The sequence below is a fragment of the Polaromonas sp. 39-63-25 genome (assembly GCF_002278925.1).
Classification (GTDB): domain Bacteria; phylum Pseudomonadota; class Gammaproteobacteria; order Burkholderiales; family Burkholderiaceae_C; genus Polaromonas.
In genome coordinates, this window is the sequence record NZ_NCJH01000017.1 from 1 (window position 1) to 25,047 (window position 25,047).

Here is a 25,047-nt window from a genome sequence, read left to right on the forward strand (position 1 = left end):
CCCAGTCGCCAGGGGCGCTCTGCCTGAACAGCCGCGCTGAGCCGTACCACGGGCTGTCGCTTCGCCCCAGCAGCCAGCGCCAGTCCGGGCTGTAGGCCAGCAGCAGCCACACTTCTTTGCCCATCGCCCCTGCCAGATGCGCCACGCTGGTGTCCACCGTGATCACCAGGTCCATCAACTCCACCACCGCGGCCGTGTCGCTGAAGTCTTCGAACGAATCACCCAGGAAGGTCAGCCCGGGTGTGTTTGCAAGTGCCGCCCGGTCGTCCGGGCGCAGCTCTTTTTGCAGGCAGTAGTACTGGGCATCGTCGCTGATCAGGGGGGTGATCTGCTGAAGACCCAAGGATCGGTTGTGGTCGTTCTGGTGGCCGGTGCTACCGCTCCATACCAGGCCGATGCGGGGTTGGGTGCTGGCGCCCAGTCGTTCTTGCCATTGGGCTCGTTTTTTGGGCTCGCTGTGCAGGTAGGGCGCGCCGCTGATGTTGCCCAGATCGACCTTGAACGCCAGCGGCAGGCTTAGCAGTGGGCAGTGGTAGTCAAAGTCGGGCAGGCGTTCTCCCCGCCCCAGCACCAGGCTGACACCTTCAAGGCCTTGAAGCAGTGTCTTGAGTGCGGGCTGCACTTCGAGCACCACTCTGGCGCCCAGCGCCGCCACCTGTTTGGCGTAGCGGCAGAACTGAAGGGTGTCGCCCAAGCCTTGTTCGGCGTGCAGCAGTATCGTCTTGCCCTGCAGCGGCTCTTTGCCCAGCCACAGGGGTTGGGAGAAGTTGCGAAGCTTGTCCTGGTTGAGCTTTCGCTTCCAGCGCCATTCGTAGTTCTTCCAGCCCTGCGTAAAGTCACCCAGCAGCAGTTGGCACAGCGCTTCGTTCCAGTGCGCTTCGGCATAGTCGGGCTTGGCCCGCCATGCTTTTTGATAACTTGCCAGCGCTTCCTGCGGACGCCCCAGCGCCAGCAAGGCCACGCCCCGATTGTTCAAAACTTCTGCATGGTCGGGACTGACCTGCAGTGCGCGCTCATAACTTGCCAGCGCGTCTTCAACACGTTGAAGCCTTCGCCAGGCATTGCCACGATTGACAAGGGCATCCACAAAGTCCGGCTGAATGTCCAACGCGCGACCGTAACTCTGAAGCGCCTCCTCCATTTTTCCCTGGGCTTGCAAAGCATTTCCCAAATCATTGAGTACGCCCACATGGTCAGGCCGGGTCCTGAGCGCCTGCTCAAACAAAACAACTGCATCAGCGTTGTCCTTGCGATGCGCAGCAATGGTCGCCAGCATCTGCAGCGCATCAAAGTGCCGGGGCTGCGCAGTCAGAATCTCCTTGTACAAAACCTCAGCCTTGGTCAGATCGCCTTTTTGATGCAGGGCCAAAGCGCTGGTCAGCTTGCCCGCCACGCCACGCGTGTCTGCAGCCGCGTTGTCTTTGTGTCGACCCAAGCGCAGCTTCAACGCCGCCCACACCTGAGTCAACACACCGGCCCAGTCGCCCGGGGCACTCTGCCTGAACAGCCGCACTGAGCCGTACCACGGGCTGTCGCTGCGTTCAAGCAACCAGCGCCAGTCCGGGCTGTAGGCCAGCAGCAGCCACACTTCTTTGCCCATCGCCCCGGCCAGATGCGCCACGCTGGTGTCCACCGTGATCACCGGGCGTGTTTGCCAGCGCCTCCCGGTCGGCCGGGCGCAGCTCTTTTTGCAGGCAGTAGCAATCGGCCTGCTCGCTGAGCAGTCCCTGGATGTCCGTCAGCGCCAGGGATCGGGTGTGGTCGTTCTGGTGGCCGGTGCTGCCGCTCCACACCAGGCCGATGCGCTTGTTGCGGCCAGGGCCCAGTCGCTCTTGCCAGGCCTGGCGTTTGTCCGGGTCGCTGTGCAGGTAGGGCTCGCCGCTGATGGTGCCCAGATCGACCTTGAACGCCAGCGGCAGGCTCAGCAGCGGGCAGTGGTAGTCAACGTCGGGCAGACGCTCGCCGCGCCCCAGCACCAGGCTGACACCTTCCAGGTCTTGAAGCAGTGTCTTGAGCGCCGGCTGCACTTCGAGCACCACTCGCGCGCCCAGGGCCGCCACCTGCCTGGCGTAGCGGCAGAATTGAAGGGTGTCGCCCAGGCCTTGCTCGGCGTGCAGAAGTATCGTCTTGCCCGCCAACGACTCTTTGCCCAGCCACAGGGGTTGGCTGAAGTTGCGAAGCTTGTCCTGGTTGAGCTTTCGCTTCCAGCGCCATTCGTAGTTTTGCCAGCCCTGCGCAAAGTCGGCGCGGCCAAAATCCTCCAGCGCCTCCGCATGGCGGTTGAGGTCCTGCAAGGCGGCGCCCCGGTTGTTCAGTGCCTGGGCAAAGGCCGGACGGATCCGGAGCGCGCGGTCATAACTGTCCAGCGCCTCGGCATGGCGGTTCAGGGCCCGCAAGGCCGCACCGCGGTTGCTCAGCGCTTCAGCGTAGTCCGGCTTGAGTTTCAGTGCATGGTCGAAACTCTGCAGCGCCTCCGCCGGGCGCTTCAGCGCCCACAAGGCATTGCCGCGGTTGCTCAAGGCCTCTGCATAGTCAGGCCTGACCTGCAACGCGCGATCACAGCTGTCCAGCGCTTCCTGCGGCCGGTTCAGGTTCAGCAAGGCGGACCCCCGGTTGCTGAGCACGCTGGCATTCGCGGGATGGATCTTCAGTGCCAGCTCGAACAGAACCATGGCTTGCGCCGCATGGTTTCGTTGCACGGCCAGCGTTGCCAACAATTGCAGTGCATCAAAGTGCCGCGGCTGCGCCTGCAGGATTTCCTTGTACAGCACTTCCGCCTGATCGAGCTGCCCCTGCTGATGCAGGGCCGCAGCCGCTTGCAGCTTCACGCCCAGGGGCTGGGCCACCATGGGCGCAAGCGCAGGCCCGGGCTGCGGTGAGGGAACTCTGCGGTGTTTCATTCACCCGGATTTTAGGTCGGGCCCGATGTGCAGGCGCTGGCCCAAGCGGGACACCCGACCGCCCCCCGGAGGGGTTTATCGCCGGGTGATCACCACGGAACCGCCAGCGCCCCCGGCATCGTTGTTCTGGCCGCGCATGACATTGGAACTGCCTATGGTCATGGTGTAAGTGTCGGGATCGTAGTTGCCCGAACCCTGCAGGTAGACAGGATTGCTGCCCTTGATCGTGACGATGTTTCCGCGAACCGTGATCAGCGTGTTCTGCTGAACCTTCTTGGATTGGCCCTGATTGTTGGTGTAAGCCAGAACCATCACGCCCCGATAGACGCCGTTGCCGGACTTTTCGTTGACGCGCAAGGTTCCCCGGTAAGGAAATCCGGCTGATCCGGCATAGTCGACCTCCCAGTCACCCTGCATCTGGAATTCCGCGCTGGCCGCGTTGTTGTCCCTGGACCCGGAATCCTGGTCGGCCGAGGCCTTCGTGGCGTCACAGCCCCATGAACGGACCTTGCAGCTTGAGCCGCCCTTGGCCCGGCATTCCGACAATGCGCGCTGCTGGACGATGGAACTCGTCGCACCCGTTCCCCAACCGTAGGCATTGGAGCCCTTGGCCTGGTCTGCGGCGTAGGCGCCGCATTCGGCGCGGAAGCGCAGCACCACGGCGCAGTCTGAACCACACTCCCTCATCGCACGCTTCTCGGCCTGGTCGGACGTCGGGTGGTTGAAGGAGAATCCGTATTTTTCACCCTGCAGGCTGTCAATGGCCAGCGCGCCCGCGGCCATGGCCTGGGCCCCGGCAAATGAAAGCAGCAAGGCAAAAGCGAGTCTGGCTGCGACAGCCTTGATTCCAGAAGTCATGGTTGTTTCCTGTCAGAAATATTTTGAACACAAAGCGCAAACAAACCGGCGTGCGCGGCAGGCCTGGCATGCGGCGATCCCTTCCCGCATGACAGGTCAAATTATGGATGCCCGGAGCAGCCAAAAACCAGAGGCTGACGACAATTCAGCCCCCATGAACATGGGGTTTACACAGCGGGCGGGCCGTTTGGTTGACAATCACGGGTTGACCCCAAGATGACCCCCATGACCATGACCCCTTCAGAAACAAGCGTTGCCCCCGGTGAAACCGTCCTGGCGGACGAGATCACGCCGGCCGGGCAGCCCTCCAGCGCGCCGGCAGGCGAGCCCACCCCTGCAGCGGGTCGTTCGCGTTCGGTGCAGCCCGTGCTGGAAAAGCTGTTCGAGCTGTACCCGCACCTCTTCGGCGCCAATTTCCTGCCGCTCAAGCTCGGCATTTTTCAGGAACTGCTGGCCGCGCACCCCGAACACTTCCAGCGCGACAGCCTCAAGGCGGCGCTGGGCATCCACACACGCTCCACGCGTTACCTGCAATGCGTGACCGCCGGCAACAAGCGCCACGACCTGCAGGGCAATGCGGGTGACGACGTGGCGCCCGAACATGTCTACCTGTCACTGCTTGAACTGTTCCGCCGCCGCCAGGCCCGCGCCCGCGAGGACCTGCGGCCCAAATTCCGTGCACAGTTGATGGCCGCTTTCGAGGCCAGCGGCCTGACCCGCCAGGACTACCAGGCCCGGGTCCAGACCAATGACCTGGAGGCCACCGCCCTGCTCGAGGAAGCCTTTGCCGAGCGCGACCAGAAGCTGGCCAAACGCGAAGCACTGCGCCGCACGTTTGAAAGCAGTGGCAAGACCGCCGAGGAATTTGCCGACATGTACGGCCTCGACAAGCGCGAGCTCTTCGCGGCCATCAGGGCCTGACGATGGCCGGTGGCCGGGCATGTCCGGGCAAGCGCAGATGAAGGCCTTGCCAGCCCTGACGCTCAGCAGGGTCAATGACGGCGTGTACCGCGTGCTCGCCGGTCCGGACCTCCACGTGGGCAACCTCAAGCTGATTGGGGGGCAGTGGAAGTTCAAGGCCATTGGTTACGGCGCCCAGGGTGAAGTTTTTCCCGGCGGCGGCCCCCTGACCGAGCGGCACAACACCACCTTCGCGGCGCCCGACGAGGCCGTGATCACCGCCGTGCTGACCCCGCCCTGAATTCATGTCCAATAGGGGAATGGACCTCCCCTCCGACATCGGCCCGCAGGCCTTGCACCCATGACCCCGGAAGCAGCACCCGGCTTCAATGCCCGCCTGTGGCGACGCTTCGTCGCGATCGCCCGGCCCTACTGGCTCGCGAATGAACGCTGGCGTTCCCGGGGGTTGCTGGCCCTGCTGATTTTGCTGTTGCTGGCGCAGACGGCCGTCAGCGTGCTGTTCAACCACGAGACCGGCGAGTTCACCTCGGCCCTGGCCGCCGGAGACACCGAACGCTTCTGGGCCTCGATCTGGCGCTACACGGCCATCCTCGTCGCGGCGGTTCCGCTCTATGGCCTGTACTACTTCGTGCGCGACACCCTGGGCCTGCGCTGGCGCCGCTGGCTGACACACCACTTCCTGGCGCGCTATTTTCATCAGCGCGCCTACTACCGGCTCAACGCCGTCGCCGGCATCGACAACCCCGACCAGCGCATTGCCGAGGACATCAACACCTTCACCCAGCAGTCGCTGTACTTCTCGATGATCGTGCTGGGCTCCTTCATCCAGCTGATCGCCTTTTCCGGTGTGTTGTGGTCCATTTCCCAAGGGCTGGTTTATTTCCTGATCGGTTATGCCGTGTTCAGCACCTGGTTCACCGGCTCGGTGTTCGGCAAGCGGCTGATCGGCCTGAATTTCCGCCAGCTGCAGCGCGAGGCAGATTTCCGTTTCAGCCTGGTGCGGGTGCGCGAACATGCAGAGCCGATCGCCTTTTACGACGGAGAAGCGCGCGAGATGTCGGCGCTGCAGCGTGTCTTCCAGGCGGCTTATGCCAACTTCCAGCAGGTGATTCGCTGGCAATTCAAGCTCAACCTCTTCCAGTTCGCCCACAGCTTTCTGACGGTGGTGCTGCCTACCGTGATCATTGCAGGCGATGTGCTCTCCGGGAAGCTGGAGGTCGGCCGGGCTATCCAGGCCGCCGGCGCCTTCGCCGCCATCCTGAGTGCGCTGACGGTGATCGTCGAACACTTCGAGGGCCTGAGCCGCTTCTCGGCCGGGGTGGACCGGCTGCATGCCTTCTCGCAGGCGCTGGACGCCCAGGCCAACCAGCCCCCCGGGCCCGGCGATGACGCCCCGCCACAGATCAGCACCACACCCGGCTTTGCGCTGGCCCTGGACCGCCTGACGGTGCTCACGCCCAACCGGGAGCACCTGCTGGTTCAGGGGCTCACGCTGGCGGTCCCCCCGGGCGAAGGGCTGCTGATCGTCGGCGCCAGCGGCGCAGGCAAAAGCTCGCTGCTGCGGGTGATGGCCGGCTTGTGGAACACGGGCTCGGGCGAGGTGGTGCGCCCGGCCGGGCCGGACATGTTGTTCCTGCCCCAGCAGCCCTACCTGCCGCTGGGCGATCTGCGCTGCCAGCTGACCTACCCCCAGACCGATCGCGAAGTCTCGGACCAAGAGTTGCTGTCATGGCTGGACCGGGTGAACCTGCCGACGCTGGCGGAACGTTTCGGCGGCCTGGACGCCGAGCTGGACTGGGCCAAGGTGCTGTCCGTCGGCGAGCAACAGCGGCTGGCCTTCGCCCGCGCCCTGCTCGCCAAGCCGCGCTACCTGCTGCTCGACGAGGCCACCAGCGCGCTGGACGCGACCAACGAGGAGCGCCTGTACGGCCAGCTCGCCGGCCTGTCGATCACCCCTGTCAGCGTCAGCCACCACCAGGCACTTTTGAAGCACCACCACCAGGTGCTGGAGCTGCCCGGTAACGCCAGCTGGACGCTGCATGCGGCGGCCACCTACCACTGGGCCCCCTAAGATGGCGACCCTTGATTGAACAGGAGAACAATGTGCCGCTGGTCTGGACCCACCTCGTCGACAACATCGACTGGAACGAACTCTCCGCCCTTTACCTCGCGGCGCCGCTGGGGAACAAAAAGCCGGCCGACCTGAAAACCGTCTTCACGAACAGCATGTTCCGGTGCTTCGTTCGCGAGGACGGCAAGCTGGTCGGGGTTGGCCGGGCGCTGGCCGATGGCGTGGACTGCGCCTACATCTGCGACATCGCTGTCTTGCCGAGTCATCAGGGCACCGGCCTGGGTAAAGAGATCGTCGGCAAACTCGTGGACCTGTCCCGTGGCCACCGGAAAATCATCCTCTACGCGGTTCCCGGCAAGGAAGGCTTCTACCGAAAACTGGGGTTCAGGCGCATGCGCACAGCCATGGCGATTTTTGAAAACCAGGCCTTGGCCACGGAGCGCGGCTATCTCGATGAAACGTGATCCGCGCCAGCGCGTTGGCGCCGGGAAGATGCATAAAATTGCTCTCCAGCCCTTTCTCCACGGGCGCAACCAGCTATCGAATCAATAGCAACTCAGCCCGCCGCGTCGATGAATGCCGCCACCCGCTCCAGCTGATCGGGCACGTTGAGCGCCGGCGCATGGCCGCAGCCCTCAATCTCCACCACTTGCGTCAAGCCGGCCGCACCCGGCCCCCGCGTCAGCATCTCGGCGGTGGTGTCGCGCAGCACGAGGTCGGACTCCGCGCCACGCAGGCACAGGACCGGAATCTTGAGCGCGTCGTAATGCTCCCAGATCAGGTAGTCGCCCGGGTGGTGGGTGAACTGCTGCACCATGGCCGGGTCGTAGTGCGGTGTCAGGCGGCCGTCGGGCAGGCGGCGCGCCGAGGTCTCGGTCATGCGGCGCCACTGGACGTCGCTGAGCCAGCCATAGGGCTTGTACACCTGCCGGAAGAAAGCTTCGAGCGCCAGCATGGTGTCAAAGGCCGGCGGGTTGCCGGCGTAGGACTTGATCCGCTCGACGGCTGGATCGGCAATCTGCGGCGCCGTGTCGTTGAGCACCAGGCTCTGGATGCGGCCTTTCATGGCGGGCTCGAACAGGCCGGACGCGCAGACCGTGCCGATGGCGCCGCCCATGGAGGTGCCGACCCAGTGCGCCTTGTCGATGTGCAGTTGCTCAAACAGATCAGCCGCAATACGCGCGTAAAACGCCAGCTGGTATTCGCCTTTCGGGTCGGGGCTCCACTGACTCAGGCCGCGTCCGATGGTGTCGGGGCAGATCACGCGGTAGCGGTCGCTCAGGTGCGCCGCCAGTTCGTCCATGTCGCGTCCGGTGCGGGCCAGCCCGTGCCAGGCGATGACGGTAGCGCTGTGCTGCGCTCCCCATTCGGTATAGTGGATCTCGCGCCCGGCGCAGGTCAAATACTCAGACGTGAATTGCATGAAGCGGACTCTCTTGTTTAATCTGTTCGTCTCTGGGCGCGCGCCGCAGTGGCTACTTCAGCAGCTTGCCGGAGCTGCCGATCACGGTCACTTCCACATAACGTGAGCCGATGCGGTTGGCAGGTGAATAGTTGACGATGACACCGCCGGTGTCGAAGCTGTTCATGGACTCCAGCGCCTTGACCACCCTGGCGCGCGTGGGGTTGGGGCCGGCGCGCCGCAGGGCTTCGACCAGCACCTTGGCGCCGACAAATTCTTCAAAACTCGTGTAGTTGACGACTTCGCCGGGCGCGTATTTTTTCAGCAGCGCATGGTATTCGCGCACCACCGGCGTGTTCGGCATGAAGGGGTAAGGCACCACCTGGCTGATGCCCAGTCCGTGGGCGTTTTTCAGGCCGGCGAGCCTGACGAGTTCGGCCGGATCCACCACCGAGATGTTGTAGAGCTGCGCGCCGCCGCCAGTCTCGCGGTAAAGCTTGACAAAGGCCGCCGTGGACTTGTTGACCGAAATCATGATGATGGCCTGCGCGTCCGACGCCTTGATCTTCTTGACCGCCTCTTCGACCTTGTCGGTGTTGCGCTCATAACCGGCCGCCACGACCAGCTTCAGCTTGCGTTTGGCCAGCGCGTTTTCGACGCCCAGCAGGCCGGCCTTGCCGAAGCCGTCATCCTGGTACATCACGGCGATGCGGCTCATGCCCAGCGTGGTCACCTGCTGCACCATGTGTTCTGTCTCGTCGGCATAGCCGGCACGCACATGGAAGATCCAGGGGTTGAACGGGTTGCGCAGCGACTCGCCGCCGGTGTAGGGCGCCACCAGCGCGGCACCGCCGACATCGAGCACCCCGTCTGTCAGCAGTTGGGTGACGTTGGCCGTGCCGGCAAAACCGAACAGCGCCACCACTTCCGGTTTGGCCAGCATGTCGCGCGTGAGGCGCACGGTCTCGGGCACCTTGTAGCCGTCGTCCACCACTTCGTGGCGGATCCTTGCGCCGTGCACCCCGCCCTGCGCATTGATGTGGTCGAAATAGATCTTGCCGCCCACCACCATCTGGTGGCCGGTGCTGGCCAGCACGCCGGACAGCGGCGCCACCTGGCCAATGACCAGATCAGCCGCCTGCGCCATCCCGCCCAGCCCGCAAAGGGCCAGCACGGCCAGCGTCTGCCGGCCCCAGGTCTTCAAGCTTGTCTTCATTTTTTGTCTCCTGCTTGTGGCCTGGCGTTCAGGTCCGGGTTGTTGTTCCCTGACTGCGCACGGCCCTGAGCCGCCCCACAACGCCGGTGGGAAAGTAATACACCGATAAAACAAACAGGACGCCGAGCCAGAGCAGCCAGCGGTCGGGTGAAAGCAAGGCCGCCAGCCACGGCAGGCCGGCCGCGGCTTCGCTGCCCAGGCGCAGCAGGTCCTGCAGGTAGCTCTGTGCCACCAGAAACAGGGCCGCGCCTATGGCTGCGCCATAAATCGTGCCCATGCCGCCTATCACGACAATCAGCAACACGTCGATCATGATTTCGAAGGACAGCGAGGTGTCCGGGCCGTTGTAACGCAGCCAGAGCGCGAGCATGGCGCCGGCGACGGTGGCAAACAGGGCCGACAACACGCTGGAAGTGGTGCGGTAGACCACCACGCGGTAACCAATGGCTTCAGCGCGGAACTCGTTCTCGCGAATCGCCTGTAGCACGCGGCCGAAGGGCGAGTTGACGATGCGCAACAGGCTCAGCAGCAACACCAGGGTCACCACAAATAGCAGGTAGTAGGTCAGCAGGCGCCCGTCGATGGACACACCGAGGAAGGGCTGCTCAAAAAACTCCATGCTTGGCGACAGCAGCTCAGGCACCTTGAAGCTCAGCCCGTCTTCGCCGCCGGTGACCTCCGACAGTTGCGAGGCCAGCGTCTGGAAGGCCGACGCCACGGCGAGCGTGATCATGGCAAAAAAGATGGCCTTGACCCGCAGCGAAAACAACCCGACCGCGAGTGACAGCACAAACGACAGCGCCAGCGCGCACAGCAGGCCCACCGCCAACGCTCCCCAGGTCGGGCCCAGGTGGGTGGTGGCCACCGCTATGCCATAGGCACCGATGCCGAAGAACATGGTGTGCGCAAAACTGACAATGCCGGTGTAACCCAGCAGCAGGTCGAAGCTGGCCACCAGCACAATAAAAACCAGCACCTTGGCAGCGACACTGAGGGCCTTGACGCCAGGGAAAATAAACGGCGCAAAGGCCAGGGCCAGCAGCAATCCGACCAGAATAACGGCCAGTACGCGGCTGCGCGGGAAGTCGTTGGAGACGATGCGTGTGAGGATGTTGTTCATGGCGTCATCCTCAGCGGTTGGTCACGGGGTAGATGCCCTGGGGCCGCCACAACAGGATGGCAGCCATCAACGCGATGTTGGAAAACAGCGCCACCTTGGGGGCCAGAAAACCGGTGTAGTTGGCCATCAGGCCGACCAGCAAGGCACCAATCAGCGCACCGCCGGTGGAACCGAGCCCGCCAATGATGATGACGATGAAGATCAGCACATTGACCTGGGCACCCATCTGCGGGGTCACGCTCTGCTGGTACATGCCCCACATCACGCCGCCCAGGCCGGCCAGCGCGCTGCCGACCACAAACACGCCGACAAACAGGCGTTTGATGCGATAGCCCAGCGATTCGACCATCTCGCGGTCCTGCACACCGGCGCGGATCAGCAGGCCGACCTTGGTACGCACCAGCGTCCAGGCCAGGACTCCGAACACCACCACGCCCACAGTCACAGCGATGAGACGGTATTTTTCAATCGCCGCGTCGCCGAACAGCAGCGAGCCTCGCATGCCTTCGGGCATGGGCAGGGCGATCTGCGCCGGCCCCCAGATCACCTTGATCAGTTCTTCGCCGATGATCATGCCGCCCATGGTGATGAGGATCTGTTTGAGGTGCTGGCCGTAGACCGGCCGCACGATGAAACGCTCAAACACCAGGCCAACGGCACCGGCCACCAACATGGCCACCAGCATGGCCGGCAGCACCGCCACCAGGTTGCGCCACAACTCCTGTGAGCCGGTCCAGTCGCCCATGGCGCCCAGCACGCTGGTGGCCACAAAGGCCCCCAGCGCGATGAACACGCCGTGGCCGAAATTGAGCACGTCCATCAGGCCGAACACCAGGGTCAAGCCCGAGGCGATGATGAAGATGATCATGCCCATGGCCAGGCCGGCGACCGTGAGCGTGAGCCAGGTCGAGCTGGAGCCGATGAAGGGGAACACCCCCATGGCGAGCAGGGGCACGAGCGCCAGCGGTTTCCAGTCGAAATCAAGAGTTTTCATAGTGCAAGTCCAAGCAGGGATTGCTGCAGCGCCGCGTCTTCGGCCAGTTCGGCCATCGACCCCGCATGCACGACGCGGCCGTTGTCCATCACGGCCACGGTGTCGCCCAGGCGTTTGGCGAAACTGATGTTCTGTTCCACCAGCAAAATCGTCACGCCGCTGGCCTTGAGTTGTGCAAACGCGTCAATCATGTTGTTGATGATGGCCGGCGCCAGGCCCTTGCTGGGCTCATCGACGATCAGCAGTTCACGCGGCTCGACGATGGCACGCGCCACGGCCAGCATCTGCTTTTGTCCGCCGGAGAGCTTGCCCGCCGGGTGGTTCCAGAATTTCTCCACCGCCGGAAACAGCGAGAAGATCCACTTCAGCCGTGCCTCGTCCATCTGGCTGGCACGCCTGGCGCTGCGCGCTGCCAGCAGCATGTTTTCCTTGACGGTGAGGTCCGAGAAAATGCCCATGCTTTCAGGCACATAGGCAATGTTGAGTTCGGCAATCTGCGGCGTGCTGAGCCTGGTGATGTCGCGCCCCGCAAAACTGACGCGCCCTTGCGAGGCCTGCCACAAGCCCATGATGGTGCGCAGCGTGGTGGTTTTTCCGGCGCCGTTGCGGCCCAGCAGCATGGTCAGCTGTCCGCGCGGAATGGCCAGGTCCACCCCATGCAGGATGTGGTACGCGCCGATGTGGGTGTGCACCCCTTCGAGGGTGAGCAGGTTGTCGCTCATGCGCCCTCCCCTGCACGTTCGGGCGCCACGCCCAGATAAGCTTCCTGCACAATCGGCGATGCGATCACCTCGGCCGGCTCGCCATCTGCCACCAGCGTGCCGTTGTGCAGCACGATGATGCGGTCGGCGAGTTCGCGCACCACGTCCATCTTGTGCTCCACCAGCAAAATCGTTTTGGTCTTGTCCTGCTTCAACTGACGAATCAGGTTCAGGATCACGGGCGCCTCGTCGGTACTCATGCCGGCGGTCGGTTCGTCGAACATGAACACCTGCGATTCCAGCGCCATCAGCAAGGCCACCTCGAGCTTGCGCTGATCACCGTGCGGCAGGCTGGCCACCGGCATCGCGGCCTTGCCCTGCATCGCCACGATTTCCAGGATTTCTTCGGCGCGCTGCAGCAAGGCCTTGTGGTCGCTCCAGATGCTCCACAGGTTCAGGCCGTGCCGGTGCGCACCGTGGCGTGTGGCCTGAACCGCCAGACGCACGTTTTCCAGCACGGTGAGGTTGGGAAACAGGTTGGTCAGCTGAAAGGCCCGGCCCAACCCGGCATGGGTACGTGCCGAGGCGCTTTTGCCCGACAGATCCTCGCCGTTGAGCATGACCGTGCCGCTGCTGGCCTTGAGCTGACCGGAGATCAGATTGAAATAGGTCGTTTTGCCCGCACCATTGGGGCCGACGATGGCGGTGAGCGTGCCTGGCTCGAACGAGCAGGTCACGGCATTCACCGCCACGTGGCCACCAAAGCGGATGGTTAGTTCGTGGGTTGCCAGCATGGGTTCAGCACCAGGCTCCAGGTCATTTTTGGGGTAAAAGCAGCCCCCGGCGCTTACGGATCAAGCACCAGCAGCTATCAAAACAGGAGTGAAGGAGGGCAGGCACTCGCCAACTCTGGCGAGCGCCCTCCCCGATCAGCGCATCAGCGCTTGTTGAGGATGGGGATGGCCATCTCTTCGGGTTTGATCTCGCGAACCAGCTCTGGCACACCCCAGGCAAATGCCGGGTCGGCCTTGATGCGGAAGTGGAACATGCTCTGCATGGCCTGGTGGTCTTCCTTGCGGAAGGTCATCTTGCCCTTGGGCGTGTCAAAGCTCATGCCTTCCATGGTGGAGATGAGCTTGTTGGTATTGGTGTCGCCTCCGGTTTTGGTGAGCGCCGTCACCACGGCCATCGCTGCGGAGAAACCGCCCGCCGTGAAAAAGTCCGGCGGTGTCTTGAACTGCTGGTAGTGCTGGGCCACCATCGCTTCGTTCACCGGGTTCTTCGGGATACCGAAGTAGTAATACAGCGCGCCTTCCATGCCCGGGAAGCTTTTGTAGGCGACCATGGCGGGCAGGATATTGCCGCCGGTGGCGAGCTTGATGCCGTAGCGCTTTTCAAGGTCCAGATCGGCGATCTTCGGAAACGGCGTCGGGCTGCCCGACCAGCCGACCGAGAGGTACTTGTTGCCCGGCTGGTCCTTGAGCTTGTCGACAATGCGCTGCAGGCCCGCCGTGAAGTCGGTGGTGCCCACGGGCAGGTACTCTTCGTGAACGATCTTGGCGTTCTTCATGAACGACTTGGCGGCCTTCACGCCATCGCGACCGAAGGCGTTGTCGTTGGCCAGAAGGGCGACCACATTACCTGGCCGGTCCAGCGCGACGGCATTGGCGGCAGCATCCTGGCTGGAATTGCGGCCGGTGCGGAAGATGTACTTGTTCCACTTGTCGCCGGTAATGCTGTCGGCCACGGCAGGCTCGACCAGCAGGATCTTCTTGTATTCCTCAGCCACCGGCAACATGGCCAACGCGACCGGCGAGGCGGTGGGGCCGACGGCGATGTCCACCTTTTCGTCGGCATAAGCCGCAGCCAGCGCCGCCTTGCCCACGTCGGGCTTGCCCTGGTCGTCCTTCTCGATCACCACGAGCTTCTTGCCCGCCACCATCATGGTGCCGCCGGTGGCGTAGTTCAGCCCCATGTGGAAGCCAACGATGGTCTGTTTGGCATAGGCCTCCAGCGGACCCGTCTTGCTGGCAATGATGGCGATCTTGATTTCTTTGGCCTGGCTCAGGGCCAGTGGCGAAACGAAAGCGGTGGCGAGTGCGGCAAGCGCGATGAGGGTACGACGATGCATGGATGTCTCCTGTTGTTTGGCGATGCACCATGATTGCACATGTCGTGCCAGAAAAAGACCGTTGATCTATATAGGCTTTTTCAGGATCAACATTGATTTGTCTGTTTATAAGTCATTTTTATTGACTTATTATCATGCAATTGCATTTTTTTTATACAGGGTTATCCAGACGCTCATACAGCTTGGCGCGCGAAATTCCGAGCAGGCGCGAGGCCGCCAGCTTGTTGCCGCCGGTCGCCGCCATGGCGGCGGCAATGGCGCGGCGCTCCACTTGTGCCACCTGCTCGGCCAGCGGGCGCAGCGGATCGGAGGCGGACTCTGCGCTGTCCCCCAGCCCGTCCAGCGGCAAAGGTGCAATACGCTCGATGCCCGCCTCCTTGAGCACCTCCTCAAACTGCGCGCGGCCGATGCTCGGCGAGTCGCTGCGCATCACCGCCTGCTCCAGCACGTTGCGCAGTTCGCGGATGTTGCCGCGCCAGGTTTGCGCCGACAGCAGGGCCAGCGCGTCGGGCGCCAGTTCGGGCTGGCGGTCGCCGCTGCGCAGCGCCATTTCCTCGCCCAGCACTTCGAGCAGCGCCGGAATGTCGGAGCGACGCTCGCGCAACGGCGGCACCTTGATCGGCAGCACGTTGAGGCGGTAAAACAGGTCTTCGCGGAACTTGCCCTCGCGCACCAGCGCGCCCAGGTCACGCGAAGTGGCTGCAATCAGGCGCGCGTCAAACGGAATCAGCTTGTTCGAGCCCAGCGGCTCGATCTCGCCCTCCTGCAGGGCGCGCAGCAGCTTGGCCTGCAAGGCCTGCGGCATGTCGCCGATCTCGTCGAGAAACAGCGTGCCGCCGTCAGCGATCTTGAACTTGCCGTCGCGCCCCTTGCGGTCGGCGCCGGTATAGGCACCGGGCGCCACGCCGAAAAATTCGGCCTCCAGCAGGGTGTCGGGCACGGCGGCAATGTTGACGCTGATGAAGGGCCCGCGCGCCCTGCTGGAGGTGGCATGGATGGCGTGGGCCAGCAACTCCTTGCCGGTACCGGTTTCGCCGAGCAGCAGCACCGGGCTGGAGGTCTGGGCGGCGCGGCGCGCCTGGCGCTTGACCTCGACCGCGGCCGGGCTGGTGCCGACAAAACTGGCAAAGGTGTATTTGGACTGGCGCTGGCCCGGCGCCTGCAGCCGCTGGCTGGCCAGTTCACGGCGGGCGTCATCGAGGTCGCGGTGCAGCAGCGCAAACTTGCTGATCAGCGGCTGCAGTGTGGTCTCGGGGTGGTCGAACAGCACGATGCCGATGGCACCGATGACGTCGCCGCCGCTTTCATCGCGCAGCGGGATGCGGCTGACGACAAAGGTGCCGGCGCGGTTGGTCAGCAGGTCGATCAGGAAAGGCTCGCCGGTTTCCAGCACGCGGCGCATCTGCGTGTTGGGAATGACCTCCTCCACCATGTGGCCGACAAACTGGTCCACCGACGAAAAACCCAGCGCCGGCAAAAACCGCTTGTAGCCGTCGTTGACCCAGACAATGCGGCCGGTGCGGTCCACCAGGAACATGCCCTGGCTGATGCTGGAGAACAGCTGGAACATGGACCTTGCGGCCAGCTCCAGAATGCTCTGCGCATCGAGCGGCAAACCGTGCGCCGTGGTGTCGGTGTGTTCCATGCGCCGATGGTAGCGCGGCGCCTGGGCCACTGCCGCCGGTCAGGTGCAACACACACCGGTCAAGACGCACACTACTCCTCTTTTGATAGCTGCTTACGCCCGTGGATATTGGGCTGGAGTCCTATTTTATGATAAACATCGACCTCAGGCCGCGAGCCGGCGCGCCGACCAGCGTTTGGCCAGGCGCGGCAGGATCAGCACCGCCAGCACCACCACGATCAGGATCACCGACATGGGCCGCTGCAGAAACACCATCGCGCTGCCCTCGCCGATCGACATGGCGTTGCGCAGCTGCGCTTCGGCCAGCGGGCCCAGGATCATGCCGACCACGACGGGCGCGGTCGGGAAATCAAAACGCCGCATCACCACCCCGAGCACACCGATGCCATACAGCAGGAACAGGTCAAACGCACTTTGCCGCATGCCGTAGACGCCCACCGTCGCAAAAATCAGGATGCCCGCATACAGGTAAGGTTTGGGAATCTTCAGCAGCTTGACCCACAGGCCTACCATCGGCAGGTTGAGTACCAGCAGCATCACATTGCCGATGTACAGCGAGGCGATCAGCGCCCAGACCAGGGCCGACGACGAGGTGAACAGCTGCGGCCCCGGCTGGATGCCGTAGTTCTGGAAAGCGCCCAGCAAAATCGCCGTGGTGTTGGAGGTCGGGATGCCCAGTGTCAGCAGCGGAATCATGGCCGCCGTGACCGTGGCGTTGTTGGCCGCCTCGGGGCCGGCTACCCCCTCGATGGCGCCGGCCGTGCCGAACTCGGCCCGGTCGCTTTCTTTCGCCAGCTTCTTCTCGGCGGCGTAACTCAGGAAGGTCGGAATCTCGGTGCCGCCTGCGGGTATGCAGCCAAACGGCGCGCCGATGGCGGTGCCGCGCAGCCAGGCCGGCCAGGAACGGCGCCAGTCCCGGCCGGTCATGTGGACGCGGCTCATCTTGTTTTGCGACTCGACCACGCGGCCCTCGTAAAGCACGGCGTACATGGCTTCGGCCACAGCGAACAGGCCGACGGCCACCAGAACGATTTCGACACCATCGAGCAGCTCGGGCACGCCACCGGTGTAACGCGCCTGGCCGGAAATCTGGTCCAGCCCGACCAGGCCCGCCCCGAGCCCGACAAACAGGGCGGTCAGGCCGCGCACCGTGCTTTTGCCCAGCACGGCACTGACGGTGGTGAAGGCCAGCACCATCAGCATGAAGTACTCGGGAGGACCAAGCTTGACGGCCAGCTCCGCCACAACGGGCGCAAACAGCGTGACCAGCACGGTGGCAATCGTGCCCGCCACAAACGAACCCACGGCGGCCGTGGCCAGCGCCGCGCCGGCACGTCCGCTCTTGGCCATGCGGTTGCCTTCCATGGCCGTGACCATGCTGGCCGTTTCCCCCGGCGTGTTCAGCAAAATGGAAGTGGTCGAGCCACCATACATGGCACCGTAATAAATACCCGCAAAAAAGATCATGGAGGCCGTGGGCTCGACCCTGGCCGTGATGGGCAGCAGCATGGCCACCGCGACGGCGGGCCCGATGCCGGGTAGGACGCCAATGGCCGTGCCCAACGCACAGCCGACAAAACACCAGAGCAGGTTGACCGGTGTGGCCGCAGTGGCAAAGCCCTGCAGCAGCTGGTTGAAGATGTCCATAGAACCTGGAAGTGTCAGTTGAACGCGCCCGAGTGGGCCGTCATGGGGTGGGCTGGGTAGGCGTGAGGACGCGGCAGGCAAACGCCTCCAAGGACGAGCAACGCCCCCAGGTCGCGCCAGGGCGGTTCAATCGGGTGTGTAGCGCTACCGCGCAAAGCAATGCGGTTGGAAAATCAGGGTGGGCGGCATTCATACACATCCTTTAGCACCACGGGCGGTCAACTGACATTTCCAGGTTCACAGCCAGCCGGTGGAGGTGAGGCCCGGCAGGTTGATCGCCAGAAATTGAGTGAAGGTCCAGTACACCGGTGCGGAAATCGCGACACCGATCCCGACGTCCTTGAGCCAGGCGACCGGTCGCCGATCTGCCTTGCCTTCGGCACCACGCAGCCCCTGGACCGCGAGCACAAAACACAAGGTGCAACTGAAAATGAAGCCGATGGTGGTGATCAGCGCGGCGTTAGCCAGCAAACCCGCAGAGACCCATGCAAATCCGACCCAGTCGCCATGGGCCGCACCACCGGGCTCATCCAGGGAGCGGAAGCCGCCGGTACGCGCTTCCCAGACAATAAAGGCGCCGCAAACCAGCAAGGCCGCAGACATCAGCCAGGGCAGGAAGTTCGGCCCGACCCCGCCATAGCCTGCCGCAGACGGGATGCTGACGGCGCCGCCGGCCAGCCCCAGGGCGAGCAGCACGATGCCGGCACCGACCACGGTCTGCAGACGGATTTGAGCAGGGGAAGGGGTTGCTTGTGTCATGAGTTGTCTCGCTTGAATGCGGACTGTCATCCCGGACTTGATCCGGGATCCATGCACATCAACTGCAGCCTTGCGTGCGCGAACATGGATGGCGGCACAAGGCCGCCATGACAAACCGAAAAGGCAGGTATGCCGGTTGCTTTAGACCATGCCAGACTTGACCATGGTGGCACGCAGGCTGGCGAAGTCGTCGTCGACAAACTTCTCGAAAGCCGCGCCGGTGAGCACGGCAGCCGTCCAGTTGTTTTTCTCGGAGGCTTCCATCCAGCTCTTGGATTTGACGGCCTTGAGAATCATCTCGGTCAGTGTCTGGCGCTCGGCAGCCGAGATGCCGGGTGCACCGTAAACGCCGCGCCAGTTGCCGATCACCACATTGATGCCTTGCTCCTTGAGCGTGGGCACGTTGACACCCTTGAGGCGGGCATCCGATGTGACGGCGAGCGCCTTCATTTTTCCGGTGTTGATGTATTCCGCAAATTCGCTGTAGCCGCTGCCGCCCACGGTGACGTTGCCGCCCAGAATGGCTGCCGTGGCTTCACCGCCGCCCCGGAAGGCCACGTAGTTGATCTTGGAAGGGTCCACGCCGACTTCGCGTGCAATCATGGCGGCGGCGATGTGCTCGGTGGATCCGCGCGAACCGCCACCCCACTTGACGCTGCCTGGGTCTTTCTTGAGCTGCGCGATCACGTCGGCCATGGTTTTGAACGGCGAGTTGGCGGGCAGCACAAACACGTTGTACTCGCTGGTCAGGCGCGCAATCGGCGTGACCTGCGACAGGCTGACCGGCGGCTTGCCGGTGATCAGGCCGCCAAGCATGACGGCACCCATGACCATCAGCGCATTCGGGTCGCCCTTGCTGCCATTGATGAACTGGGCCAGGCCGAGCGCGCCGGCAGCGCCACCCTTGTTGTCATAGGTCACGCTGGATGCAGCACCCGATTCCTGCAGGGCCTTGCCCAAGGCGCGGCCCGTGGCGTCCCAGCCGCCGCCGGGATTGGCCGGAATCATCATTTTTACATTGGCAGCAGCCAGGGCCGACAGGGGGAACGCACCTGTGGCGGCCAGGGCGGCCAGGGATTTCAGAAAAGTATCGCGACGCATGTATGTCTCCTTTGGTGTTGGTAACAGAGCGATGATGCGCTTCCTGTCTGTCAAACGGCTGTCCGAAAGCCCTAGGGAAAGTGCTAATGTCCCGCCCATGCTGACCACCATGAAATTGCTGCTGATCGAGGACGACCCTTCCATGCAGGCAGCGCTGCAGCGCGCCCTGGGCCGGCGCGGCATGGAGGTGCTGGGCTGCACCGACGGGCGCAAGGCGCTGGCGTTATGGACGGCCGCCCAGCCCGATGTGGTGGTGCTGGACCTGAGCCTGCCCGGGCTGGACGGCCTGCAGGTGCTGGAGCAGGCGCGCCGCCAGGGGCTGGCCACGCCGGTGCTGATCCTGACGGCACGCGGCACGGTGGGCGACCGCATCATCGGCCTGAACACGGGCGCAGACGACTACCTGCCCAAGCCCTTTGACCTCGACGAACTCGAGGCCAGGCTGCGCGCCCTGAGCCGCCGGCGCACGGCATTCGGCAGCGAGCCGGGGGCCGGCGACCACCTGGTGGGCCAGCTTCGTTATGAAAAGGAAAGCGGCGCGATTTACCACCGCGACCAGGTCCTCGAACTGACGCCGCGCGAGCTGGCCCTGCTACAGGCCCTGATCGTCAAACCCGGCCAGGCGGTGTCCAAGGAAAAACTGTTCGAGCTGGTGTTTCCCGGCGAGACCGATGTGCAGTACGAGGCCGTGGAGGTGGTGGTGTACCGCCTGCGCAAGAAAATGGCGCACACCGGCGTGACCCTGGTCACCTTGCGCGGCCTGGGTTATCTGCTGAAAGTGGACGCGCCATGAAAGGTGTTGAGGACGACGTGCGCAGCGCCGGGCCGCCCCAAGCAAGCACAGCCCCCCCGGGGGGCAGCGTATTACACGAAGTGAAAAGCGTGGGGGTCAAAGCCTTCAGCGCCGGGCCGCCCCCAGCAAGCACCGCCCCTTCTTCCGGTGAAAGGGGCAGCGCAACGCCGCAGGCACACGAAGTGAAAAGCGTGGGGGCCATCTCGCTCAGGCGCTACCTTCTCTTGGGCATCCTGCTGCCTGTGGGCCTGCTGGTCACGCTCAACACGGCCAGCCTGTACAGCCAGGCGCTGGGCGCCGTCAACACCGCCTATGACCGCACGCTGCTGGCCTCGGCCAAGTCGATCGGTGAGCAGCTGGACGTGAGCGGCTACGACGGGCAGTCCGAACTGCGCGTGACCGTGCCGTATGCGGCGCTGGAAGCCTTCGAGGCCGACAACCAGAGCCGGCTTTTTTACCGGGTGTCCAGCCTCAATGGCGAAATGGTGTCGGGTTATGCGCAGCTGCCTTTCTGGCGCGGCCGCATTCCGGCCAAACCGCCCTACGCGGCGTTGGTCGATTTTTACGACGATGTGTATGCGGGCGACGCCGTGCGGGTGGCCGTCCTGCTGCAGCCGGTGGCCAGCTCGAACGGGCGCGGTATGGCCGTCATCCAGGTAGCCGAAACACTGGAACTGCGCACCACGCTGGCGCAAAAAATCCTGTTCGACACCCTGTGGCGCCAGGCGCTGCTGCTGGCCGTGATTGCCCTGGTGGCCGTGGTGGTGGTGCAGCGCGCCACGCGCCCGGTGCGTCGCCTCAGCGCCGAGCTGCAGGCGCGCCCCGAGGGCGACCTGACGGCGATTGCCGCACCGGACGCGCCACGCGAGCTGCTGCCGCTGGTTGACGCCACCAACGAGGTCATGGGCCGGCTGCAGCACCTGCTGGACAACCAGAAACGTTTTGTGCGCGACGCGGCGCACCAGCTGCGCACACCGCTGGCGGTGTTGAAGGTACAGGTGCAGTCGGCGCTGCGCGGCGACATGGACGCCCAGGCGGCGCTGGCCGAGATCAACCAGACCGTGGACCGCGCCACGCTGCTGGCCAACCAGATGCTGGCGCTGGCCAAGGTCGAGCAGTTGCGCCAGCAGGCGGACCTGGGGCCGGTGGACATGGACGCCATCGTGCGCGCCGTCGCGCTGGATCTGGCGCCGCTGATTGCCGAGAAGGACCTGGACTTCGATATCGAAACCACGGCAGCCAGCGTCAATGCGCATGAATGGATGCTGGGCGAACTCTGCCGCAACCTGCTGCACAACGCGATCAAGCACAGCCAGCGCGGCGGCCCGCTGTCGGTGCGGCTCGTCACCGATGCCCGGTACCTGGCCCTGACCGTCAGCGACAGCGGTCCCGGCATTTCGGGCGAACTGGCAGCACGCCTTTACCAGCCCTTTTCGGCCGGCAATGTGCGCCACGGCTCGGGCCTGGGCCTGGCGATCTGCCGCGAGATCACGCAGGCGCTCGGCGGCAGCATCACGCTGGAAAACCGCGAAGACCATGGGCGTATTGCCGGGCTGGACGCCACCGTGCGCCTGCCGCTGGTACACAATGACGGGCAATGAAACACAGGTCTCCCCTTCCCTGGCATGGCGGCGCACGAGAGGTCAACCATGCGCCTTGACAAGTGGCTCTGGGCCGCACGCTTCTACAAGACCCGTTCACTGGCGAGCGACGAAATCGGCAAAAACCGCGTGCAGGTCAACGGCCAGGACGCCAAGCCTGCGCGTGAGGTGAAGGCCGGCGACACGGTGGCGATGCGGCAGGGGCCGGTCACGCGCACCGTGCTGGTCCGGGGCCTGAGCCAGCAACGCGGGCCGGCACCGGTGGCGCAGCAGCTCTACGAAGAAACGCCGGACAGCATCACGCTGCGGGAAGCGGCGGCCGAGCAGCGCCGGCTGAACCATGAACCGGCCGGCAGTCTGGAGCACGGCCGCCCCACCAAACGAGACCGGCGCTCGTTGGACAAAGCCCAGGACAAAGCCTGGGGTGACCGCTGGAGCGCCTCGGTCGACTCCTGAAACGCTCCTTTTTTGATAGCTGCCTGCGCCCACCCAATAAGGGCAGAAAGCCGATTTCTTTATAAGGAAGCAGCAGCAGTGGCTGGCGGCACCGGACCGCTGCCACGGCGCATGCGCCGGCCCTGGGACCACCAGACCAGCAGGGCCAGTAACAGCGCGGGCAGGTAGAACCAGTGGGCTGTGGGCCTGTCGGTCGGCACCTTGATGGCAGTCACGTCCCAGCCCTGCTCCACGCCGGCCTTGGCGGCACGCGAACCGAATTTCGCCTGGCCGATCTGCAGGGTGTCACCGAGCGGAACCAGTTGCAGGCCGGCGTCGGCCAGGCGCTTGCGGCCCTCCGGCCCCTTGTCACCGAGCTGGACCGCCACGGTCTTGACGATCTCCCGGCCTTCCAGCGTGGTGCCGCGCGTGACCATCACCACGCGGCCGTCACTTTCCACGTTGCGCGCGATCTCGAACACCTCGGCGGGTTTGGCATCGCGGTATTCGGGGGCGATCCGGTCCATGAAAAAGTCCGGGCGGAACAGCAGGATCACCGCCAACAGCAACGCCAGCGTTTCCCACAGGCGATTCTTGATGCGGAACCAGTTCATCGTGACGGCGGCAAACAGCAGCGTGGCCAGCATGCTGGCGGTCACGATGCAGAAAAAGGAGAAGGCCCCGCCGACATCGATCAGCAGCAATTGCGGATTGAAGATCCAGATGAAGGGCAGGATCACCGTGCGCAGCGCATAGATGGCCCCCTGGATGCCTGTTTCTATCGCGTCCTCCCCCGAGATGGCGGCCGCCGCGAAGGTGGCCAGCCCCACCGGGGGCGTGATGTCCCCCATGATGCCGTAGTAGAAGACAAACAGGTGCACCGCGATCAGCGGAATCACCAGCCCCGACTGCGCACCCAGGTCCACCACCACCGGCGCCATCAGCGTGGCCACCAACACGTAGTTGGCCGTGGTCGGCACGCCCAGGCCCAGCACCAGGCAGGAAAACGCAATGAACAGCAGCATCACCATGACATTGCCCTGAGACACAAACTCGACAAATTCCGTCATGCGCAGCCCCAGGCCCGTGAGCGTGATCCCGCCGACGATGATGCCGGCCGTCGCCGTGGCCACGCCAATGCCGATCATGTTGCGCGAGCCATTGTGAAACCCGTCAACCACCGAACGCCAGCCCTCGTGCCAGGCATCCGGCGTGCGCGTACGGCGCAGCGCGTCGATCAGCGGGCGCTGCGACATCATCAGCACCACGAGGATGGTCACCGCCCAGAAAGCAGCCAGCGCCGGTGACATCTCCTCGACCATCAGGCACCAGATCAGCGTGCCGATGGGAATGAGGAAGTGCAGGCCCGCGCGCACGGTAGGCCAGGTGTCCAGCGCCTTGGGATGGTCGATGTCAATGTCCTGGGCCAGGTCGGGGCTGCGCGCCGCCTGCTGCAGGCACACGCCATAAAGCGCCATCACCGCCAGCACGATGGCATAGGGAGCGGCACCGCCCAGCATGGCTTTCATGCCTTCGAACAGGTAGTACAGGGACCCGATCACGATGATGCTGCCCGAGATGCCGAAAGCATTGCGCAGCACGCGATCGCGCAGCGGCTTGGGTTCGCGCCGGATGATGGGCTGCATGCCCATCTTCAGCGCTTCCAGGTGCACGATGTAGAACAAGCCGAGGTAGGACAGGATGGCCGGCAGGAAGGCGTGGCGCACGATGTCGGTATAGGGAATGCCGACGTATTCCACCATCAGGAAGGCAGCTGCCCCCATGACCGGCGGCATGATCTGACCGTCCACCGACGACATGGTCTCGATGGCGCCGGCCTTGACCCCGCCGTAGCCGGATTTCTTCATCAGCGGGATGGTGAAAATTCCGCCAGAGACCACATTGGACACCGACGACCCGGAGATCATGCCGTTGAGGGCCGACGACACCACCGCCACCTTGGCCGGCCCGCCGCGCAGATGGCCGAGCGCCGCAAAACTCACCTGCATCATGTAGTTGCCGCCGCCAGCGCGGTCCAGCAAGGCGCCGAACAGCACATAGACAAAAATGGTGCCGGCCGACACGCCCAGCGCGATGCCGTACACACCCTCGGTGGTTAGCCACATGTGCGAGACCAGCCGGTTCAGCGAGGCGCCGCGGTGGGACAACACATCGGGCAGCCAGGGGCCGAGCATGCTGTAGGCCACGAAAACCACAGCCAGGGCCGCCATGGGCCAGCCGACCGCACGGCGCGTCGCTTCCAGCAGCAGCACCATGCCGGCGCTGGCCACCACCACATCCATCGTGGTCGGCTGGCCGGGACGGGTGGCGATCTGTGCATAAAACAGCATGATGTAGGCGCCCGCAAACGCGGCAAGAAATGCCAGCAACCAGTCCTGCACCGGCACGTGGTCGCGCGGCGAACTGCGCAGGGCCGGCCATGCCAGGAAAGCGAGAAACAGCGCAAAGCCCAGGTGGATGGCGCGTGCTTCGGTGTCGTTGAGGATGCCGAAACCCAGTGCAAACGGCAAGGGCGAGGCGTACCAGTACTGGAACAGCGCCCAGATGAGCGCCACGGCAAAGATGATGCCAGCGGTCAGGCCCGTCGGCTTGCGCCCGCCGGTATCCACCTCGGCGACGAGTTGCTGCAGCGCTTCAGGCGCTTTTTCGATATCGGTTGCCATGGTCATCTTTCAGGAACAGGAAGTCGTAGGCACGGGCATTAAAAAAAGGGCGAAGTCCGCTCCGCCCT

The 25,047-nt window shown here is 64.1% G+C and carries 22 protein-coding genes; 7 read left to right on the forward strand and 15 right to left on the reverse strand.

Annotated elements, in window-relative coordinates; all coding sequences use genetic code 11:
- The 3 genes from B7X65_RS18035 to B7X65_RS18045 form a co-directional block, all read right to left on the reverse strand.
- The coding region (locus B7X65_RS18035) for a tetratricopeptide repeat protein (RefSeq protein WP_293595682.1) at positions 1 to 1,642 on the reverse strand (1,642 nt) is incomplete at its 3' end.
- Positions 1,542 to 2,900, reverse strand: a complete 1,359-nt coding sequence (locus B7X65_RS18040; protein WP_293595683.1) for a tetratricopeptide repeat protein — start codon at positions 2,898 to 2,900, stop codon at positions 1,542 to 1,544. The genes B7X65_RS18035 and B7X65_RS18040, both read right to left, overlap by 101 nt.
- A 75-nt stretch (positions 2,901 to 2,975) precedes the next feature.
- On the reverse strand, positions 2,976 to 3,758 hold the full coding sequence (locus B7X65_RS18045) for a DUF4189 domain-containing protein (protein ID WP_293595684.1): 783 nt from the start codon (positions 3,756 to 3,758) through the stop codon (positions 2,976 to 2,978).
- A 225-nt stretch (positions 3,759 to 3,983) separates the two neighbouring features.
- Here B7X65_RS18045 and B7X65_RS18050 point away from each other — a divergent pair, with 225 nt between their 5' ends.
- Genes B7X65_RS18050 through B7X65_RS18065 form a run of 4 tightly spaced genes read left to right on the forward strand, consistent with a single transcriptional unit; the run spans position 3,984 to position 7,214 of the window.
- Complete coding sequence (locus B7X65_RS18050; RefSeq protein WP_293595685.1) at positions 3,984 to 4,679, forward strand: ProQ/FINO family protein; 696 nt, start codon at positions 3,984 to 3,986, stop codon at positions 4,677 to 4,679.
- Positions 4,680 to 4,698: 19 nt separating this feature from the next.
- Complete coding sequence (locus tag B7X65_RS18055; RefSeq protein WP_293595686.1) at positions 4,699 to 4,959, forward strand: hypothetical protein; 261 nt, start codon at positions 4,699 to 4,701, stop codon at positions 4,957 to 4,959.
- Positions 4,960 to 5,019: 60 nt separating this feature from the next.
- The gene (locus B7X65_RS18060) at positions 5,020 to 6,750 is read left to right on the forward strand and encodes an ABC transporter ATP-binding protein/permease (protein WP_293595687.1); all 1,731 of its coding nucleotides are present in this window, start codon (positions 5,020 to 5,022) and stop codon (positions 6,748 to 6,750) included.
- A gap of 11 nt (positions 6,751 to 6,761) precedes the next feature.
- A complete protein-coding gene (locus tag B7X65_RS18065; protein WP_293595688.1) occupies positions 6,762 to 7,214 on the forward strand; it encodes a GNAT family N-acetyltransferase in 453 nt (150 codons plus the stop codon).
- Positions 7,215 to 7,306: 92 nt separating this feature from the next.
- On the opposite strand, the gene B7X65_RS18070 is transcribed toward B7X65_RS18065, so the two are convergent.
- The 11 genes from B7X65_RS18070 to B7X65_RS18120 all read right to left on the reverse strand — a co-directional run bounded on the left by B7X65_RS18070 (position 7,307) and on the right by B7X65_RS18120 (position 19,466).
- Positions 7,307 to 8,173: an alpha/beta hydrolase gene (locus B7X65_RS18070; protein ID WP_293595689.1), complete on the reverse strand. Its 867-nt coding sequence runs from the start codon at positions 8,171 to 8,173 to the stop codon at positions 7,307 to 7,309.
- Positions 8,174 to 8,225: 52 nt separating this feature from the next.
- Entirely contained in the window at positions 8,226 to 9,368 is a 1,143-nt protein-coding gene (locus tag B7X65_RS18075) for an ABC transporter substrate-binding protein (RefSeq protein ID WP_293595690.1), read from the reverse strand.
- 28 nt (positions 9,369 to 9,396) lie between these two features.
- On the reverse strand, positions 9,397 to 10,488 hold the full coding sequence (locus tag B7X65_RS18080; RefSeq protein ID WP_293595691.1) for a branched-chain amino acid ABC transporter permease: 1,092 nt from the start codon (positions 10,486 to 10,488) through the stop codon (positions 9,397 to 9,399).
- A 10-nt stretch (positions 10,489 to 10,498) separates the two neighbouring features.
- Positions 10,499 to 11,482 (reverse strand): branched-chain amino acid ABC transporter permease, encoded by a 984-nt coding sequence (locus tag B7X65_RS18085; RefSeq protein ID WP_293595692.1) that lies wholly within the window; start codon positions 11,480 to 11,482, stop codon positions 10,499 to 10,501.
- Positions 11,479 to 12,204, reverse strand: a complete 726-nt coding sequence (locus B7X65_RS18090) for an ABC transporter ATP-binding protein (protein WP_293595693.1) — start codon at positions 12,202 to 12,204, stop codon at positions 11,479 to 11,481. The genes B7X65_RS18085 and B7X65_RS18090 overlap by 4 nt, the downstream gene beginning before the upstream one ends.
- Positions 12,201 to 12,977 carry an ABC transporter ATP-binding protein gene (locus B7X65_RS18095; protein WP_293595694.1) on the reverse strand — a complete coding sequence of 259 codons (777 nt, stop codon included), beginning with the start codon at positions 12,975 to 12,977 and terminating at the stop codon, positions 12,201 to 12,203. The genes B7X65_RS18090 and B7X65_RS18095 overlap by 4 nt, the downstream gene beginning before the upstream one ends.
- Before the next feature lie 143 nt (positions 12,978 to 13,120).
- Positions 13,121 to 14,314, reverse strand: coding sequence for a substrate-binding domain-containing protein (locus B7X65_RS18100; RefSeq protein WP_293595695.1), 1,194 nt, complete (start codon positions 14,312 to 14,314; stop codon positions 13,121 to 13,123).
- Positions 14,315 to 14,465: 151 nt separating this feature from the next.
- Entirely contained in the window at positions 14,466 to 15,959 is a 1,494-nt protein-coding gene (locus B7X65_RS18105) for a sigma 54-interacting transcriptional regulator (protein ID WP_293595696.1), read from the reverse strand.
- A gap of 144 nt (positions 15,960 to 16,103) precedes the next feature.
- The gene (locus B7X65_RS18110; RefSeq protein WP_293595697.1) at positions 16,104 to 17,606 is read right to left on the reverse strand and encodes a tripartite tricarboxylate transporter permease; all 1,503 of its coding nucleotides are present in this window, start codon (positions 17,604 to 17,606) and stop codon (positions 16,104 to 16,106) included.
- Between the two features lie 237 nt (positions 17,607 to 17,843).
- Positions 17,844 to 18,365: a tripartite tricarboxylate transporter TctB family protein gene (locus tag B7X65_RS18115; protein WP_293595698.1), complete on the reverse strand. Its 522-nt coding sequence runs from the start codon at positions 18,363 to 18,365 to the stop codon at positions 17,844 to 17,846.
- A 141-nt stretch (positions 18,366 to 18,506) separates the two neighbouring features.
- A complete protein-coding gene (locus B7X65_RS18120) occupies positions 18,507 to 19,466 on the reverse strand; it encodes a tripartite tricarboxylate transporter substrate-binding protein (RefSeq protein WP_293595699.1) in 960 nt (319 codons plus the stop codon).
- A gap of 97 nt (positions 19,467 to 19,563) precedes the next feature.
- On the opposite strand from B7X65_RS18120, the gene B7X65_RS18125 reads away from it, so the two are divergent.
- The 3 genes from B7X65_RS18125 (at position 19,564) to B7X65_RS18135 (ending at position 22,316) form a co-directional block, all read left to right on the forward strand.
- Positions 19,564 to 20,259 (forward strand): response regulator transcription factor, encoded by a 696-nt coding sequence (locus B7X65_RS18125; RefSeq protein WP_293595700.1) that lies wholly within the window; start codon positions 19,564 to 19,566, stop codon positions 20,257 to 20,259.
- A 200-nt stretch (positions 20,260 to 20,459) separates the two neighbouring features.
- The gene (locus B7X65_RS18130; protein WP_293595754.1) at positions 20,460 to 21,860 is read left to right on the forward strand and encodes a sensor histidine kinase; all 1,401 of its coding nucleotides are present in this window, start codon (positions 20,460 to 20,462) and stop codon (positions 21,858 to 21,860) included.
- A 48-nt stretch (positions 21,861 to 21,908) separates the two neighbouring features.
- Positions 21,909 to 22,316, forward strand: a complete 408-nt coding sequence (locus B7X65_RS18135) for a S4 domain-containing protein (protein WP_293595701.1) — start codon at positions 21,909 to 21,911, stop codon at positions 22,314 to 22,316.
- A gap of 59 nt (positions 22,317 to 22,375) precedes the next feature.
- Here the strand turns inward: B7X65_RS18135 and B7X65_RS18140 are convergent, their stop codons facing one another.
- On the reverse strand, positions 22,376 to 24,979 hold the full coding sequence (locus tag B7X65_RS18140) for a TRAP transporter permease (protein ID WP_293595702.1): 2,604 nt from the start codon (positions 24,977 to 24,979) through the stop codon (positions 22,376 to 22,378).
- Positions 24,980 to 25,047: the final 68 nt, after the last annotated feature.